18 protein-coding genes are annotated in these 15,852 nt (G+C 39.3%); 15 read left to right on the top strand and 3 right to left on the bottom strand.

The features are described 5' to 3' along the window. The first annotated feature begins 3 nt into the window (after nt 1-3). On the top strand, nt 4-483 hold the full coding sequence (gene ybaK / locus NE558_RS00830; RefSeq protein WP_256148020.1) for a Cys-tRNA(Pro) deacylase: 480 nt from the start codon (nt 4-6) through the stop codon (nt 481-483). Nucleotides 484-658: 175 nt separating this feature from the next. On the opposite strand, the gene NE558_RS00835 is transcribed toward ybaK, so the two are convergent. Then, the gene (locus NE558_RS00835; RefSeq protein ID WP_256148021.1) at nt 659-1,918 is read right to left on the bottom strand and encodes a stalk domain-containing protein; all 1,260 of its coding nucleotides are present in this window, start codon (nt 1,916-1,918) and stop codon (nt 659-661) included. 137 nt (nt 1,919-2,055) lie between these two features. Between NE558_RS00835 and NE558_RS00840 the strand changes: the two genes are divergently transcribed. From NE558_RS00840 to NE558_RS00870, 7 genes are all read left to right on the top strand, one after another. After that, nucleotides 2,056-2,292, top strand: a complete 237-nt coding sequence (locus NE558_RS00840; RefSeq protein ID WP_256148022.1) for a FeoA family protein — start codon at nt 2,056-2,058, stop codon at nt 2,290-2,292. 1 nt (nt 2,293) lies between these two features. Continuing rightward, a complete protein-coding gene (feoB, locus tag NE558_RS00845) occupies nt 2,294-4,216 on the top strand; it encodes a ferrous iron transport protein B (protein ID WP_256148023.1) in 1,923 nt (640 codons plus the stop codon). Between the two features lie 27 nt (nt 4,217-4,243). Beyond that, nucleotides 4,244-4,768, top strand: coding sequence for a GNAT family N-acetyltransferase (locus NE558_RS00850; RefSeq protein WP_256148024.1), 525 nt, complete (start codon nt 4,244-4,246; stop codon nt 4,766-4,768). A 1-nt stretch (nt 4,769) separates the two neighbouring features. Beyond that, on the top strand, nt 4,770-5,717 hold the full coding sequence (locus tag NE558_RS00855; protein ID WP_256148025.1) for an ROK family glucokinase: 948 nt from the start codon (nt 4,770-4,772) through the stop codon (nt 5,715-5,717). A 221-nt stretch (nt 5,718-5,938) separates the two neighbouring features. Beyond that, nucleotides 5,939-6,355: a twitching motility protein PilT gene (locus NE558_RS00860; RefSeq protein ID WP_256148026.1), complete on the top strand. Its 417-nt coding sequence runs from the start codon at nt 5,939-5,941 to the stop codon at nt 6,353-6,355. Between the two features lie 426 nt (nt 6,356-6,781). Beyond that, the gene (locus tag NE558_RS00865; RefSeq protein WP_256148027.1) at nt 6,782-8,089 is read left to right on the top strand and encodes an acetyl-CoA hydrolase/transferase family protein; all 1,308 of its coding nucleotides are present in this window, start codon (nt 6,782-6,784) and stop codon (nt 8,087-8,089) included. 163 nt (nt 8,090-8,252) lie between these two features. Further along, nucleotides 8,253-8,699: a deoxycytidylate deaminase gene (locus NE558_RS00870; RefSeq protein WP_256148028.1), complete on the top strand. Its 447-nt coding sequence runs from the start codon at nt 8,253-8,255 to the stop codon at nt 8,697-8,699. Nucleotides 8,700-8,763: 64 nt separating this feature from the next. Here the strand turns inward: NE558_RS00870 and NE558_RS00875 are convergent, their stop codons facing one another. Continuing rightward, nucleotides 8,764-9,033 carry a hypothetical protein gene (locus NE558_RS00875; protein WP_256148029.1) on the bottom strand — a complete coding sequence of 90 codons (270 nt, stop codon included), beginning with the start codon at nt 9,031-9,033 and terminating at the stop codon, nt 8,764-8,766. An 83-nt stretch (nt 9,034-9,116) separates the two neighbouring features. Here NE558_RS00875 and ruvA point away from each other — a divergent pair, with 83 nt between their 5' ends. From ruvA to NE558_RS00910, 7 genes are all read left to right on the top strand, one after another. After that, nucleotides 9,117-9,716: a Holliday junction branch migration protein RuvA gene (gene ruvA, locus NE558_RS00880; protein WP_256148030.1), complete on the top strand. Its 600-nt coding sequence runs from the start codon at nt 9,117-9,119 to the stop codon at nt 9,714-9,716. A 19-nt stretch (nt 9,717-9,735) separates the two neighbouring features. Beyond that, nucleotides 9,736-10,755, top strand: coding sequence for a Holliday junction branch migration DNA helicase RuvB (gene ruvB / locus NE558_RS00885; RefSeq protein WP_256148031.1), 1,020 nt, complete (start codon nt 9,736-9,738; stop codon nt 10,753-10,755). 49 nt (nt 10,756-10,804) lie between these two features. Continuing rightward, complete coding sequence (locus tag NE558_RS00890) at nt 10,805-11,068, top strand: hypothetical protein (protein WP_256148032.1); 264 nt, start codon at nt 10,805-10,807, stop codon at nt 11,066-11,068. 217 nt (nt 11,069-11,285) lie between these two features. After that, nucleotides 11,286-11,501, top strand: a complete 216-nt coding sequence (locus NE558_RS00895) for a hypothetical protein (protein ID WP_256148033.1) — start codon at nt 11,286-11,288, stop codon at nt 11,499-11,501. Between the two features lie 137 nt (nt 11,502-11,638). After that, nucleotides 11,639-12,172: a rubrerythrin gene (gene rbr, locus NE558_RS00900; protein WP_256148034.1), complete on the top strand. Its 534-nt coding sequence runs from the start codon at nt 11,639-11,641 to the stop codon at nt 12,170-12,172. A gap of 197 nt (nt 12,173-12,369) precedes the next feature. Beyond that, nucleotides 12,370-13,062: a DNA/RNA nuclease SfsA gene (gene sfsA, locus NE558_RS00905; protein ID WP_256148035.1), complete on the top strand. Its 693-nt coding sequence runs from the start codon at nt 12,370-12,372 to the stop codon at nt 13,060-13,062. Nucleotides 13,063-13,131: 69 nt separating this feature from the next. Next, nucleotides 13,132-14,295 carry a D-alanyl-D-alanine carboxypeptidase family protein gene (locus tag NE558_RS00910; RefSeq protein ID WP_256148036.1) on the top strand — a complete coding sequence of 388 codons (1,164 nt, stop codon included), beginning with the start codon at nt 13,132-13,134 and terminating at the stop codon, nt 14,293-14,295. 121 nt (nt 14,296-14,416) lie between these two features. Here the strand turns inward: NE558_RS00910 and NE558_RS00915 are convergent, their stop codons facing one another. Next, the gene (locus NE558_RS00915; protein ID WP_256148037.1) at nt 14,417-15,583 is read right to left on the bottom strand and encodes a GGDEF domain-containing protein; all 1,167 of its coding nucleotides are present in this window, start codon (nt 15,581-15,583) and stop codon (nt 14,417-14,419) included. Nucleotides 15,584-15,852 lie beyond the last annotated feature (269 nt).

Consider the following 15,852-nt stretch of genomic DNA (forward strand, 5'->3'; position numbering starts at 1 on the left):
AAAATGGTAAAAACCAACGTAATGCGGCTTTTAGAAACGGCAGGGATTTCTTACCGCACCGCAGAGTATGAGTATGATGAAAATAACCTCTCCGGTTTGAATGCTGCAGAAAAAATAGGTATTCCTGCTGAACAGGTTTTTAAAACACTGGTAACCAGAGGGGATAAAACAGGGATTTTAGTGTTTTGTGTCCCCGTAAATATGGAGCTGGATTTGAAAAAAGCAGCATCGGTTTCGGGAAATAAGAAAATAGAGATGACTCATGTAAAGGAACTACTGGCCTTAACGGGGTATATTCGGGGGGGATGCTCTCCAGTGGGGATGAAGAAAAAATATCCTACTTATATAGATGAAACGGCAATATTGTTTGATGAAATTGCGGTAAGCGCAGGCATACGGGGAGAACAGGTGATTTTGAAGCCTGATGACCTCATTGGGTTTGTGGAAGGGATCGAAGGGGATATTACCAAGGAATTAAGTTAGGGATTAAAGAATCTTTCCAGAATATAGACTTGTACACGGAATCTTCTACGGTGTAATTCCTGTTGGTGTATTTCATTTTCAGTGAGCTTTGTATAAGAATGGTTCAAAGAAGAGGTTATTTAGTTCAAAAGAAGTGCATCATCCTTTTTGAGGGATGATGCACTTTGTTTTTATATTAATTCATAGCTATTTCCATAGGATCTGTTGTTTCCGTTTCTACACCATTTCTAACGGTTGAGACTTTAATATAAACCGTAGAGTGGTTGGCGGTAGAAATGCCAAAGCATTGAGGAAATCCCCAGAACCAAACGTCACCGCCTAACGCTTTATTTTGCAGTTTTGTATATTTAGCGTTTTTGGAGTAGGCAATGTAAACATAATAATAATCAGCATCATAAACCGGTGACCAGGTTACGTTGGCATATCCATCTTCAATCCAGTAGCGCAGATTTTTCGGCGCAGTTGGCGTATAAGTATAATTTTTCATCTGTCGAATGGGAACAGACAGCGTTTGGGGTACCTTTAAAATTTCTTTCATTGGAATTGCAAAATATTGATTATCACTGTAAGAGGAGGTCATACCAATGACTTTTCCTTTGCTGTTAAACAATGCCCCGCCACTGCTGCCGTGATCAATAAAGGCACTGCTGGAGATAATATCTTGGTTAAAATCTTTTAGCTGCCCTTCTGACAAGGTGTTGCGATTTCCGTTTGGTGCACCAACAGCTACTACGGATTCCCCTTTTTTAAGTATCGTTTCAACGGAAGCCGGAATTAAGTTTTTCTTATCTATTTGAACAATGGCAATGTCTCTTTGCTGGTCTAACCCTACAATCGTTACATTTCCTTGATAAATAGATTCATCTGAAAATACCATTTGAAGCATAGACGCATTTTCTACGACATGATAGTTCGTGGCAATTAAGCCATCGGAAGAGAGAACAATTCCACTACCCTGAATTTTATTCGTTTGGATATAGACCACAGAATCCGATAGCTTACTTTGCTTCTGTTGGGTTGTGGTGATATAAATTGTATAGGTAGCCGGGTCCCATTCAACGGTGGAACCGCTATGCTCAGCAACAAATCGCAATGGCACCATTGTGGTTTCCTTTGACAAGGTTGCCGCTGCATCTAAAACAACAGACTTTTGATTGACCATTGCAACAGGGTCATCAATGGTAAGAAATAGATTTGTTCCTTCCTTTTTTGCCTCAACACTGTGGCTATCTGAATGCCAAATTACGGTATAGCCCAGAGATTCCATTATGCTACGCATAGGAACCAAAACACGGTCGTTTTGTACGACTGCCGGTGCAGAAAGGGGTAGGGGTGAGCCATCAAGAGTTACTATAATATTTTTTGCCGAAGCCGGTACGACTGCACATAAACAGATTATTAAAAAGAGGAAAAATCCTCTAAATTTTTGAATCATTCTTTCACTTCCTTTTCAGACTGAGTATAGCATAGTTTTCCATAAATAGCTACCCAAATTATATGGTACTCTTTGGAAATATTAAGGTTTTTTGCATTATAAGGAAATTATTTGCATAGATATGAAAGGGAGAAGGAATGCAGACAAGTTTGAATTATTTGGAAGAAGGCCAGTGGGGAAAGGTGATGGCTCTAACCTGTCAAAAGGCAACAGCCCGAAGACTTTTAGAATTAGGGGTAACGCCAAATACACGTTTATATTGTATTCGTTGGGCGCCGATGCACGGGGCGATTGAGGTGAAAATTCGGGGGTACCTATTGGCGGTGGGATATAGCGACGCCGCTTCTATTTTAATAGAGAAAGAAGGGGATTAAAGTGAAGAAGCTGGGCCTAGTGGGAAATCCAAATTGTGGAAAAAGTGCATTATTTAATACCTTAACAGGAAGTGACGCCCGCGTGGGAAATTGGCCCGGTGTAACGGTGGAGCGCAAAGAGGGTATTTGGAAAAAAGCGGATTTGCTTTGCATTGATTTGCCGGGAGTATATGCTCTTTCACCCTATACTCCGGAAGAGCGGGTTGCCGTTGGGTTTATTCTGGAGGAAGTGCCGGATGTTCTTTTACAAGTGGTTGACAGCACTGTGCTGGAGAGAAGCTTATTTTTAACTACGCAGCTTATGGAGCTGGATATTCCACTGGTATTGGCATTTAATATGATGGATAAGGCGAGGGAGCAAGGAATAAACATTGACATTTCAAAGCTATCTAAACTGCTGGGAATTCCTATTGTTGAAATATCTGCAATTACCGGAGCGGGTGAAGAGGATATGGCAAAATCTCTAAATATGGCCATGGAAAATGGACGTAAGGGAGAGACTGTACTTCAAAGGGACAAGCTTTGGCAAAGAATTGAACCATTGCTGCAACCTTTTTTGAAACGCAAACAAGGTCTTTTTCTAGGGATGCGTTGGCTAGAACAGCAGGAAGAGATTGACTGGGAAGGAGAAATTGCCGCTGGTCGCTACGGTTTTTCTGTTTTTTGCTGCCAAGAAGTCATAACACAGAGACAGGAAAAAAAGGATTTCACTGAAAAACTGGACAAGATTTTTTTGCACCCTTTTTTTGGGATTCCAATTTTTTTACTTTGTATGGCTTTTATTTTTCATTTCACTTTTTCCCCTTCTTTTTTCGGGACAGGCCTCCCATCTGTTGGTGTTTTTTTAAAAGATGGTGCAACATATGGCATAGAAGCTTTGAGAGATGGGGTATCCTATTTTTTTCCGCAAATGCCCTATTGGGGGAGGGCATTTCTTTTGGAAGGGATATTTGGCGGAGTGGGCAAGGCGGTATCGTTTTTGCCTCAAATTTTATGTTTATTTTTCTGGCTTACTTTTTTAGAGGATAGTGGATATATGGCAAGAGTTGCTTTCTTATTGGATAGGCCGATGAGTGGGGTGGGGGTATCAGGCAGGGCGTTTTTACCCCTTCTAACAGGCTTTGGATGTTCTGTACCTGCTATGCTCAGTGTGAGAACGTTAGAGCGCCAGGAGAGCAGACGCATTACAAGATTGATAATTCCCTTTTTTTCGTGTGGAGCGAAGCTTCCTCTATATGTGCTTTTGGTCGGGCTATTGTTTCCCAAAAACGGTGGAATGGTGATTTTTTCATTGTATGTAGGGGGGATTATTATTGCTTTTCTTTGGGCAAACTTTTTGAATAAAAAGTATTTCTGCAAGGAGAGGGCTTCTTTTATTATGGAAATGCCGTCCTACCATTTACCTAGATGGAATAATTTGTCAAGAGCAATTTACAGAAGAGGAAAGGAATACCTGACAAAGGCCGCAACGGTAATTCTTGGAGCAAGCATCATCATTTGGCTGTCTGCCCATGTTACGCCGCATTTACATATGACTATGGATTCATCTAACAGTATTTTGGCTTTTCTTGGAAGGGGGCTAAATCCCTTTTTTATACCCCTTGGATTTGGAGGAGGAGATGATGGCTGGAAGGCTTCTGCAGCAATACTGTCCGGAATAGCGGCAAAGGAGGCGGTGGTATCATCCTTAGGTGTTTTGGGGGGCGTGGAGGGTTTATTTACACCATTGTCGGCGGTATCTTTTATGGTATTTCATCTTCTAAGCATACCATGCGTTGCGGCGGTATCTGCTTATTGGTATGAAGAGAAAAGCTGGAAAAATCTATTTTTTGCTCTTTTGCTTTGGTTATCAACAGCGTGGCTTGCTTCTTTTTTAGTATATCAAATTGGAAGTTTGGGATTTGCTTTTTTTAGTGGTTTATAGTATCCTTTGGAACAAGGAGATGAAATTATGCTTGAAAGAATTACAAAGGATACATTTGATGAGATATATCCCATTTTAGAGGAGGCTTTTCCTGTGGAAGAGCTACGAGAGAAGGAAAGACAAGAGGCTCTTTTGGATAAGCCTCAGTATCGTTTATTCGGGATAAAAAATGAATGCGACGTCCTGCAAGGGGCAATTGCAATGTGGGATTTTGAGGATTTTATTTATATAGAGCATTTTGTTATCAAACCTTCTTTTCGTAATGGAGGGTTCGGTGGGAAAAAGCTGAGGGAAATAATCGCATGGGCAGGCAGACCAGTCGTTCTGGAGGTAGAGGTTCCTACAGATGAGATGACAAAAAGAAGGATTGGGTTTTACGAAAGACATGGGTTTTTCTTTAACGAGTATCCCTATTTACAGCCCCCTATGCGAATGGGACAAGGAAGGTTGCCTTTACGACTCATGACTATGCCAGAAAGAATATCACAGGATGTGTATGAAAGATACAAAAGAATAATCCATAGGATTGTTTATAACTTCGAGGAGGAATAAAATGGAGTACTGCTTTGGAGTGGATATTGGTGGAACTACGGTGAAACTCGGATTATTCTCGCGAAAGAAAGGGTTGTTGGAAAAATGGGAAATTCCCACAAGGAAAGATACAGAGCCAACGCCATTATTAGCAGACATTAAATATGAAATTGAAGAGTGCTTGTATAGAAATGATCTAAAGAAAGAAGAACTAGCTGGAATTGGTATGGCGGCACCGGGCCCAGTGACGGAGGATGGTTGCTTGCGAGGTACAGTGAACATCGGTTGGGGAGATGTATTTCTTGGCAAAGAGGCGGAGAATTTGATTGGTGTTTCTCCTGTTTTTATTGGAAATGATGCAAGAGTTGCCGCATTGGGAGAGTATACCTTTGGCGCCGGGAAAGAGGTCAGCAGTCTCCTTATGGTAACATTGGGAACAGGGGTTGGCGGTGGAGTCATTCTAAACGGAAAAATTCTTGCAGGGGTTTCGGGGACAGCAGGGGAAATTGGGCATATGACCATGAATCCTTATGAGGATGAGCAATGCAACTGCGGGAAAAAAGGGTGTTTGGAGCAGTATGCCTCCGCACAAGGTATGGTTCGTGTTGCACGCAAGGCTCTAGCGAATACAGATAAACCATCTGTTCTCAGAGAGATTAATGTTCTTACTGCTAAGAAATTGTGGGATGCTGCAAAAACGGGAGATGCGTTGGCACTGGAATTGACAGAATATATAAGCAAAATGCTAGGGCTGGCCATTGCCAATGCATGCTATATTGTCGACCCAGAAATGATTGTTCTTGGCGGTGGTGTATCACAAGCAGGAGAATTTTTGCTGGATAAGGTTCAAAAGGCTTACGCACAGAATGTGTTTCCCCATTGCAGAAATAAGAAATTTTCCTTGGCAAAACTCCGTAATGATGCGGGTATTTTTGGTGCTGCAGCATTGGTTTTTCAAGCTGTTAATTAGTCAATAGGCACAAAATTTTTATAAAATATATGTTAAATAGATGAAATTATTGTGAAAATAGCTGATTATCATGTTTCATAGCAAAAACATTTAAATATAAGAGGATTTCTTAGGAATTTGGAGAATACTAATAGCAAACAAATAGATTTTTCTATTTGCAATGAAAACTAAATAATTTACAAATCCAGAGGTATATCACCAGTATAAAGGGGGAGATTGCAATGGTTCAGATTCTTGCAGGCGAAAAAGGTGTAGGTAAAACGAAACGACTCATCGCAATGGCTAATGAGGCAAGCAAGGAAGCAAACGGTTGCGTTGTGTTTGTAGATGATGACAACAGCCGCATGTATGATCTTCATTATAGTGTCCGGTTTGTAGATACTCCAAAATTCATCATGGAAAATACACAGGTTTTCCGGGGTTTTGTGTACGGTATCCTCTCTCAAAACAGTGATATAGAAAAAATTTATATTGATGGATTAAACCATATTATGGAAAAAGTGGACGATAAAGATTTTATTACATTCATTAATCATTTGGAAGCCATTTCAAAGGAATCTGAAACGGATTTTACAATGATTATAAGCCGAAAAGAGGAGGAGCTTCCCAAGGAAGTTCAACCGTATCTGGTAAAGTAAAATAAGAATATTGAGCGGTCAGCCATTTCCAAAAGAGATGTGTTGGCCGTTTTTTGATTGCACAATAATCAGTTTTATTATTTTGGAAGATTGTTGTATGACAAGAACTTTGTTTCCATAATATTTTTATGTGTTGAAAATATATTGAATTTCATTGGATTTTTATGTAATCGGTTTACAATAAAATAATATCTTTTTCCAGTGATATATGAAAAAAACCAAATAATTGTAAAAATATTAGTGCATATGTCTTTATTTTTTGTACAATTTAAAGAACATTATCTGTTTTGCCTTTACGAGGGCTACGGCATATGCTAAAATACAGGGGAAGAAAAGTATTTTGTATTCAAATGTGGGAATTTTACCTTTATAATTGTGCAGATTGCTTAGCAAAACAGAGAGAGTTAAGGGGAAAGGTGAGATAGTATGAATAAATTTCGTGAAATGTATTTGGCGAAAAAAATGACTCCAGAGGGAGTAGCTAAATTTGTAAAATCAGGAGACGTTTGTGCCGCACCAACAGGATTAGAGGCGCCTACAGCAATTTGTGAGGCCATTGGACAAAGAGCTGCAAATGGTGAATTGACTGGTGTAACCCATCATCAAACTTTATGCGCAGAATCAGGTGCTTATTTAAACTATGACTTAAAGGGAAAATATGACTATGTTTCTTGGTTTACCGGTGCAGCCGGCAGAAAAGGAATTCAGGATGGTTACTACACTTATATTCCCAATAACTACAGCACGATTCCAGGCTACTGGAGAAATGTTCAGCCTAGATTGGATGTTTTTTATGCAGAGGTTTCACCAATGGATGACCATGGGTATTTTAGCTGTGGCATGGCAGGTGCAGAAGTTGTAGCAATGCGTGACAAAGCCAAAATTATTCTTTTGGATGTTAATGATAAAATGCCTCGTGTTTTGGGGAACAACCAGATTCATATTTCTCAGGTTACAGCACTTTGTGAATCCTCCAGAGCACTTTCTATCTTACCTAACGCACCTTTGACAGATGTAGATAGAAAAATTGGACAGATGATTGCTGATGAAGTAATCAATGGATCCACATTACAGCTGGGCATTGGTGGTATTCCCAACGCTGTTGGTGTTCTTTTGAAGGACAAAACTGACTTGGGTATTCATACAGAAATGTTTACTGACAGCATGGTGGACTTAATTGAATGTGGCGCAGTAACCAATATGAATAAGCCCATTAATGTAGGTAAAACAGTTGCTACATTGGCATGGGGATCCCAGAAGATGTATGATTTTATGGATAACAACCCTGCTTTTGAGATGCATCCCGTTGACTATACAAATAATCCTTATATCATTGGTCAGCATGATAATTTTGTTTCTGTTAATGCTTGCGTTGAAATTGACTTGTTTGGACAGGTTTGTGCTGAGAGCCTTGGAACAAAGCATTACAGCGGTTCCGGCGGACAGGTAGATTTTGTTCGTGGTGCGAATTTATCTAAGGGGGGGAAAGGCTTTATCGCAATGACCTCTACTACCAAGGGTGGCACAATTTCCAAAATCAAGCCAACTCTGACACCTGGTTCTATTGTTACTACCTCCAAAAACGAAGTAGACTTTTTGGTAACGGAAAATAACATTGTACGCTTGAAAGGTCAGACAGCAAGTGACAGAGCAAAAATGATTATTTCTCTTGCTGCTCCTCAGTTCCAAGAAGAATTGGAATTTGAAGCAAGAAAAATGAACTTGATTGTTTAAGAATCTGTGTACAATTTACTCTTGTATGAAGGTTAGAAATATTTAAAATGATAAAACCTTTTCCTGAAATGAAAATCATTTTGGGAAAAGGTTTTTTTAAATCATTGGACAAATAGCAAAAGTTGTGATATTTTTGAAAAAACAAGTATGGGGGATGGAAGCTTTGAGAGCAAGTTGGGATGAGTACTTTATGCAGATTGCGGAGATTGTAAAAACCAGATCAACCTGTTTACGTAGACAAGTTGGAGCTGTAATTGTGAAAGATAACAGAATCATTACCACTGGGTATAACGGTGCGCCTTCAGGCTTGATGCACTGCACCGAGCTTGGGGGGTGTGAAAGAGAGCGGCTGGGGATTCCATCCGGTCAGCGTCATGAGCTGTGTCGTGCATTGCATGCAGAACAAAATGCAATTATTCAGGCGGCAAATCTAGGGATTTCTACCGATGGTGGAACCATTTATATTACTTTACAGCCTTGTGTCATTTGCGCGAAAATGCTGATTAATGCGGGAATTAAGCGCATTGTTCATAAGGGCGAATATCCGGATGAGTTATCCAGAAGGATTTTGGAAGAGGCAAAGATAGAAATTACCATTATGGCGGAATAAAAAAGATTACAATTAAGATATTTGGTTTTCCGGTTTTGGCCGGAATTTGAAAGAGGTTACATATTTATTGAAGCACGGAAACAGCGTAGGAATACAAAAAAAGCATTGGACTCATGGAAATGATGAGAGCACCAATGCTTTTTTGAGGTAGGGCGATGGCGTCCAGCGCCATATTTTTGCGGAATGCCATGAGTGTATCCTGCAAAGCCCCTACGTTTTTGAGAAGCTTGGTATAATCGTCTTTTGTAACGACTGAGGATGAATTTTTTGCTTCAATTTTAGTACTCCTTTTTATATCAATATGCACCTTTTTTTCAGGAACAATGGCGAACATAGTTTCTTTTTTTATGTGGTTTGGGTTGCTCTTTCATTGTTTGTCCAGTATAATAATTCCATGGAGAAAGAGAGGGGAAGGGTATGATCTCTTATATTAAGGGAACCTTGATGCATCGAGGTGAAAGCTATATCATTTTGGAAACTGGGGGAATTGGGTATCAGATTTTTGTTTCTGCCGGATTCCTTTCCAAGATGCCTGAAGCGGGCAAGGAAATGAAAATTTTCACATACATGAGTGTGAAAGAGGACGGAATCTCTCTCTTTGGTTTTTCATCGAAAGAAGAGCAGGAAATGTTTTTAAAGCTATTAACTGTGGGTGGTGTTGGACCCAAGGGTGCTTTAGGATTTTTATCACAGTTGACACCTCAGGAAATTGTTATGGCGATTTTATCTGCGGATGCGAAGACCCTTTCAAAAGCCCCGGGAGTTGGTAAAAAAACAGCACAGCGAGTCATTTTGGAGCTGAAGGATAAATGCTCAACGGAAGATGCTTTGGCAATCCCCATGGAAATGGTGGATGGCGGTGCAGTAGGCGGTGCAAAATTTGAAGCAATCGAAGCCATGACAGCGTTGGGATACAGTCGCAGTGAAGCTGCTAAGGCAGTGGGAATGGTTGCTACTGAAGGGATGACCACCGAAGATATTTTAAAAGCAGCATTAAAAAAGATGATTACATTTTAGATAAAAGCAGGTGTTACTATTGGAAAATCGGCGAATACTAACTGCGGCGTTTGGTGAAGAGGACAAAGAATTTGAACCTAAACTCAGACCCCAACAGTTAGACAGCTATATCGGACAGGAAAGTGTAAAAGAGAATTTAAAGGTATTTATTCAAGCGGCTCAGCAAAGAGGAGAAGCTTTGGATCATGTTTTGTTATACGGCCCTCCCGGATTGGGAAAGACTACTTTATCCAATATTATTGCCAATGAAATGGGGGTTCATATCAAAACCACATCAGGTCCAGCCATTGAACGTGCGGGGGATATGGCAGCTGTTTTAAACAGCTTAAGCGAAGGAGATATACTTTTTATTGACGAAATCCACCGCTTAAATCGTATGATTGAGGAAATATTATATCCTGCTATGGAGGATTATGTCATAGATATCATGATTGGCAAGGGACCGGGGGCAAGGTCTGTCAGGCTGGATTTGCCTAAGTTTACACTGATTGGGGCGACCACCAGAATCGGACTTCTTACGGCGCCTTTAAGGGATCGGTTTGGCGTGGTTCAGCGGTTAGAGCCTTATGACATTCATAGTCTAAAAACAATTATTTGCCGTTCGGCTGATGTTTTACAGGTTGAAATAGATGGAGATGGTGCAGAGGAAATTGCCCGTCGCTCAAGGGGAACACCCCGAATTGCAAATCGTCTTTTAAAAAGAGTAAGAGATTTTGCTCAGGTGCGTTATGAAGGCACAATTAATGGGGAAGTTGCCCGATTTGCTTTGGATTTATTAGAGGTTGATAAAATGGGGCTAGATTTGATTGACCGTAAAATGTTACTGATGATGATAGAGAAATTTGATGGTAAGCCTGTAGGGCTAGATACCCTAGCGGCTTCTATTGGAGAAGAATCGGAAACCATTGAGGATGTATATGAGCCGTATTTACTACAATTGGGATACATTCAACGCACCCCAAGGGGTAGAATTGTAACGGGAGCAGGATATGCCCATTTTGGGTTGAAGGCAAAAGAAGATGAAAGAGATAGAGTTTAAGTAGTTTTCACTATGTGAAAGAAAGAATCATATGGAGAAGGAGATATTTATGAAATTAGGAATTGAGGAATTGATTGAAAATGTAAAAGATGAACTGCTTTGCTACGAGGATATGGAGCAGGCTACCCAACAATGGGAAAAGGAGTTTCGTCTTTGGATTGATAAAAACAAAGGGAAAAACAAAGATATTTTGATAGAGCAAAATCAGGTTTTCTTTAAAATAAAGGATGAAGAAGAAATTTTTGAAATTGCAAACGCTTATATAGATGCCATTGATGAAGGCAGCATAAAGCAATATTGGGAGAAATTTTAATCCTTTTCAAGACCTGTATTTTTAAGATAGTTAGAGGGAAAATTATTTTGATGCTGTATCCTGCTGGAAATGTCTATTTAAATAAAGTGAAAGAGAGAAATAGGATTTTTGGTAATGGGAATTGTGATTTGATTTGTGTAGAGTCGAGAATCCATGAACTCATTTTTTTTATAATATTGGCTTACAGACAAAAAAGGAGTTGGAGGAGTTGATGCGTATGAACGTTGTAATGTTATTAAGCATTTTTGTGATATTTTTTTTATTTGGCGGTATGATTTTGGCTGGAGTTGCTATTTGGGCTTTGGCGACAAAAAAAGAGACCTTGCCTCAATGGGCAAAAGTTGTGCTTTGGCTTTTTGTTGCTTTAGCGGCAATTTTACTAATTGCCGTTATTTTTGGCGTTGTATTATTCTTTGGAAATGTAATGCATTAAGGTATTGGGGTACCCGTTTATAGATTTAGAGCATATCAGGATTGTTAACAATATAGATTGAAAAGTCCTATTCTAAGGTATTTTTTTCTTCGGTTGGGGAAAACTGAGAATGAAATATATCTTAGGAGGGATTTTACATGGAATTAAAGGGTAGTAAGACGGAAAAGAATCTACTTTCCGCTTTTATGGGAGAAGCAATGGCGGCGGTTCGATACAAGTTGTATGCGGAAAAAGCTCATGAAGAAGGCTATGAGCAGATAAAGGGTATTTTTGATGAAACCTCAGATAATGAAATTCAGCACGCAAAGCGAATTTTGGATTTTTCCAAGGGTATCGGCACGACCGAAGCGAATCTGAAGGCAGGTGCCTATGGTGAGCATGAGGAATGGTCAGATATTTATAAAGAGATGGAAGCAACCGCTAGAGAAGAAAACTTTGTTGAAATTGCGAATTTCTTTAAGAATGTTGCTTCTGTAGAAAAGGAGCACGAAGAGCGCTATCAGGCTTTGCTGAAATTATTGGAAGAACAGAAGGTTTTTCAAGGGGATGAGAGCACTGTTTGGGTGTGCAAAAACTGCGGTTATGTGCATGTAGGAAAGCAGCCTCCTCAGAAATGCCCCGTATGTCAGTATCCACAGGCATATTATGAAAGAAAAGCAAACAATTATTAAGTAAAATAGGGAGATTCCTTTGTCCCGATTATACAAAGTTTTATTATGCGAACACGGTTCAGTAAATAACAATTAGTTAGAAAGCATGTCATAACTATGAAGTTTTGACTTTGTATATGGGATAAAAGGGGGTCTCCCCTTTGATACATAAAAGGGTTTGTCTTTAGAATGTATTTGTAACAGATGAGGTTAATAAAATGATTTATAAGAACATGAAAGAAGCTGTTTTTTTAAGACGAATCAATCGCTTTTTTGCTTTTGTCAGCATAGATGGAGTGGAAACGCCGGTTCATGTAAAGAATACAGGCCGATGCAAGGAATTACTGCAAGAGGGTGCTAGAGTATTTTTGGAGCCTGCAGAGAATCCTTTGAGAAAAACAAAATACTCTCTAATTTCCGTTTATAAAGGCAATACTTTAGTAAATATGGATTCTCAAGCACCAAATCAGATTGTGGCAGAGGCCATATCGGAAGGCAGAATTCCCGAAATTGGTCAGGTCTCTGTTTTGCGAAGAGAAGTTGTTTACGGTAATTCACGTTTTGATCTATATTTTGAGGCGGGAGAACGCCGTGGATACATTGAGGTAAAGGGTGCAACCTTGGAGGAAAATGGGATTTGCAAATTTCCCGATGCACCCACTAGTCGAGGCAGAAAACATATTTTAGAATTAATTCAAGCGGTTCAGGATGGTTTTGAAGCATACATTTTGTTTGTTATCCAAATGGAGGGGATAAAAGCCTTTTACCCTCATTGGGAGAGAGATGCTGCATTTTCCCAAGCCTTGGTTGAAGCAGAACAAGCAGGTGTAAAGATTTTGGCCTATGATTGTAAAGTAGGCATAGACACATTGGCTCTTTCTCAAAAAGTTTTCTCTTCTTTAGAACAGTAGAGATAGGGTATATCTAATCTCTTTAGGACATAGACTGATAAAGAATATAGTCTTTGGGGAGGAACGTGCATGAAAAAAAAGATATTGGCGGCAGTGACAGCATTTTTCTGTTTTCTGGCGCCCTTTTCTGTTTGTGCGGAAGAAGGCGACAACAGCAGTTTGCAACTGCAGTCAAAAAGCGCTGTTTTGATGGATCAGGCGACGGGTACGGTAGTATATGAAAAAAATAGCCATGAGGCGATGCCCCTTGCCAGTGTAACAAAAGTTATGACATTACTGCTGATTTATGAAGCTCAGGCAGATGGTAAGTTTGCATGGACAGATACGGTACAGGTAAGTGACCATGCAGCAGCAATGGGGGGGTCTCAGGTGTTTTTGGAGCCGGGAGAGACCCAGACAGCGGCTGATATGACAAAATGCATTGCCATTGCATCGGCAAATGATGCCGCTGTGGCAATGGCGGAATTTGTAGCCGGAAGCGAGGAAGCATTTGTTGAAAAAATGAATCAAAGAGCGAAAGAATTGGGAATGAAGGAAACTGTTTTTGTTAACGCTTGTGGGCTGGATGCAGATGGTCATGTTTCCAGTGCGTATGATATTGCGGTAATGAGTCGGGAATTAATGAGAAAGTTCCCTGAAATTAAGGAATATACAACCACATGGATGGACACCATCACCCATAAAACCAGAAAGGGAGAAACAGAGTTTGGACTAACCAATACCAATAAGCTGATTAAATGGTACGAGGGTGCAACTGGTTTGAAAACAGGTTCAACAGGGAAGGCGCTATATTGTTTGTCGGGTACAGCAGAAAGAAATGGTTTCGCATTAGTTGGTGTTGTTATGGCGGCTCCAGATTTCAAAGTTCGTTTTCAAGAAGTAATGAAACTTCTGGATTATGGTTTTGCAAATTATACCATTGAAAAGGGATATCCCGTTGGTCAGGATATGGGAATGATTCCTGTGGAAAAGGGTATGAAGGAAGGTATAAATGCTGTCGTAAAGGATGAAATTTCTGTCCTGATGAGTAAAGGCAGCAAAGGACAATGGGAAACAAAAACGGAACTCATGCCTAATGTTAAGGCACCCATAGCCCAAGGCTCCAAGGTAGGCGAAATGGTGTATACACTTGATGGTAAGGAAGTAGGCAAAACAGATTTAATTGCTGCTGAGGCAGTGGAGAAGGCCAGCATACATATGATGCTTCAGCGGATGATGAAACAGTGGTGCTAAGGAAGAAATCTAGATTTGCTTTGATATCAAAAATTGAAGTTACAAACAAGGGGCACCCTTTTTGATAAATTATCATTGGGTGCCTTTTTATTTGGGTGAGAAGATAGCGTTGGGATAATTGTCATTGGGTCGAGTGAAAGCTTTCCATGGAGTCACTTTCACATATTGTTTTTTTTTGCTCCTCTTTATTCCCATACATTTTTTTATCTGCAGATTGTATCAAGCTTTCAATTGTGTTTGCATTCTCTTCCCCATAGATGGAATAACCTACACTTAGAGAAATATTGTATGGTAGAGAAGCGGAAAGAGTGGCTAAAGAGGCATCAACTTTTTTTAAATAGGATAAAATTTCAGCTTCCTCTTTTTTAAGAATGACTGCAAATTCATCTCCCCCATATCTAGCAATAAAAGCTTTTGTATTTGAAAATGCTGTTGTCAATATCTGAGATATCATAACCAAAGCCCGATCTCCTTCCACATGACCAAAGGTATCATTAATGCCTTTAAAGTCATTTATATCGAAGAAAATTAGGAATACATCTTCTTTTCTCATGGATTTTGTCACTTTTATCAAATGGCGTTGAAATTCTCTGCGATTATTTAGCTTTGTTAAAGGATCCTGAAAGATTTCCTTTTTCATAAGATTAAGATATTGCATTATAATAGAAAACACTAGGAAGGGAAGTACGGAATTGACACTTGGAAAGATGATGTCAATTACCATTCCCAACAAAGGCAACAACGAGAATAAACAAAGAAAAAAGCAGTTTTTTTCCTGGGAATATCTATTTTCTTTTAAATATTTGATAAAAGAAATACATGCCCCAGTGAAAAGATAACCGAAAATTAAAAGACATTGCAAAATATAGATGCTCCCTAGGTAAAAATTTCTCTGATTAAAATATAATAGCCAATGTGTAGTGGCATAGACCATAACAAGAGAACATTGAAAAATCAAAGGAAGAATATACAGTTTTCTTATAGACGAATTGCATGACCAATTTACCTCAGTCTCATGAAGAACAAAAATAAACCATGAATATGCACTCATTGCTCCAAAAACATAGAATGCTATCATCATAAAATAGCTGAAAAGAACAACACCTTTTAACGTTGAGCCTTCCATTATAAAATAAAAACTGCCTGCTGTTAAGGTCAAAATAAAGAAAACCATAACTCTATAAAAGAGCTTGAAATTTTTTTGTCCTTGCACCGCGGTTTTGCCGATGAGAATAATTAACGCAAGCAGAATGATTACGAAAATGTTAATATCTGCACCGATTTTCATGGTTCTCCCCCTCAATACGTGCGTTTGAAGTTCCCAAGTAATATGTAAAATTGGACAGGATGGGATAAGTTATCAGGGAATCAAAATGAATTCTCTTATAAAATAAAAAGCTTGCCTGTTTCAATAGAATTTTTATAATTAGATTATTTGTAAGTTGGATTTTAACGTATTTTATATAACAAAAGCCTGTCTTTGTACTACTATAATGCGTAGGCAACAGAAGAAAAATGATTGACTTTATGTATTGAAACAAGTACAATAAATTAAAT

The sequence above is a fragment of the Anaerotignum propionicum genome (assembly GCF_024461735.1).
Taxonomy (GTDB): Bacteria; Bacillota; Clostridia; order Lachnospirales; family Anaerotignaceae; genus Chakrabartyella.

What these genes read in the sequence shown, in the direction of transcription:
- ybaK (WP_256148020.1), top strand. Translation starts at nt 4, where the DNA reads ATGGTAAAAACCAACGTAATGCGGCTTTTAGAAACGGCAGGGATTTCT.
- NE558_RS00835 (WP_256148021.1), bottom strand. Translation starts at nt 1,918, where the DNA reads ATGATTCAAAAATTTAGAGGATTTTTCCTCTTTTTAATAATCTGTTTA.
- NE558_RS00840 (WP_256148022.1), top strand. Translation starts at nt 2,056, where the DNA reads ATGCAGACAAGTTTGAATTATTTGGAAGAAGGCCAGTGGGGAAAGGTG.
- NE558_RS00850 (WP_256148024.1), top strand. Translation starts at nt 4,244, where the DNA reads ATGCTTGAAAGAATTACAAAGGATACATTTGATGAGATATATCCCATT.
- NE558_RS00855 (WP_256148025.1), top strand. Translation starts at nt 4,770, where the DNA reads ATGGAGTACTGCTTTGGAGTGGATATTGGTGGAACTACGGTGAAACTC.
- NE558_RS00860 (WP_256148026.1), top strand. Translation starts at nt 5,939, where the DNA reads ATGGTTCAGATTCTTGCAGGCGAAAAAGGTGTAGGTAAAACGAAACGA.
- NE558_RS00865 (WP_256148027.1), top strand. Translation starts at nt 6,782, where the DNA reads ATGAATAAATTTCGTGAAATGTATTTGGCGAAAAAAATGACTCCAGAG.
- NE558_RS00875 (WP_256148029.1), bottom strand. Translation starts at nt 9,033, where the DNA reads ATGTTCGCCATTGTTCCTGAAAAAAAGGTGCATATTGATATAAAAAGG.
- ruvA (WP_256148030.1), top strand. Translation starts at nt 9,117, where the DNA reads ATGATCTCTTATATTAAGGGAACCTTGATGCATCGAGGTGAAAGCTAT.
- NE558_RS00890 (WP_256148032.1), top strand. Translation starts at nt 10,805, where the DNA reads ATGAAATTAGGAATTGAGGAATTGATTGAAAATGTAAAAGATGAACTG.
- NE558_RS00895 (WP_256148033.1), top strand. Translation starts at nt 11,286, where the DNA reads ATGAACGTTGTAATGTTATTAAGCATTTTTGTGATATTTTTTTTATTT.
- rbr (WP_256148034.1), top strand. Translation starts at nt 11,639, where the DNA reads ATGGAATTAAAGGGTAGTAAGACGGAAAAGAATCTACTTTCCGCTTTT.
- sfsA (WP_256148035.1), top strand. Translation starts at nt 12,370, where the DNA reads ATGATTTATAAGAACATGAAAGAAGCTGTTTTTTTAAGACGAATCAAT.
- NE558_RS00910 (WP_256148036.1), top strand. Translation starts at nt 13,132, where the DNA reads ATGAAAAAAAAGATATTGGCGGCAGTGACAGCATTTTTCTGTTTTCTG.
- NE558_RS00915 (WP_256148037.1), bottom strand. Translation starts at nt 15,583, where the DNA reads ATGAAAATCGGTGCAGATATTAACATTTTCGTAATCATTCTGCTTGCG.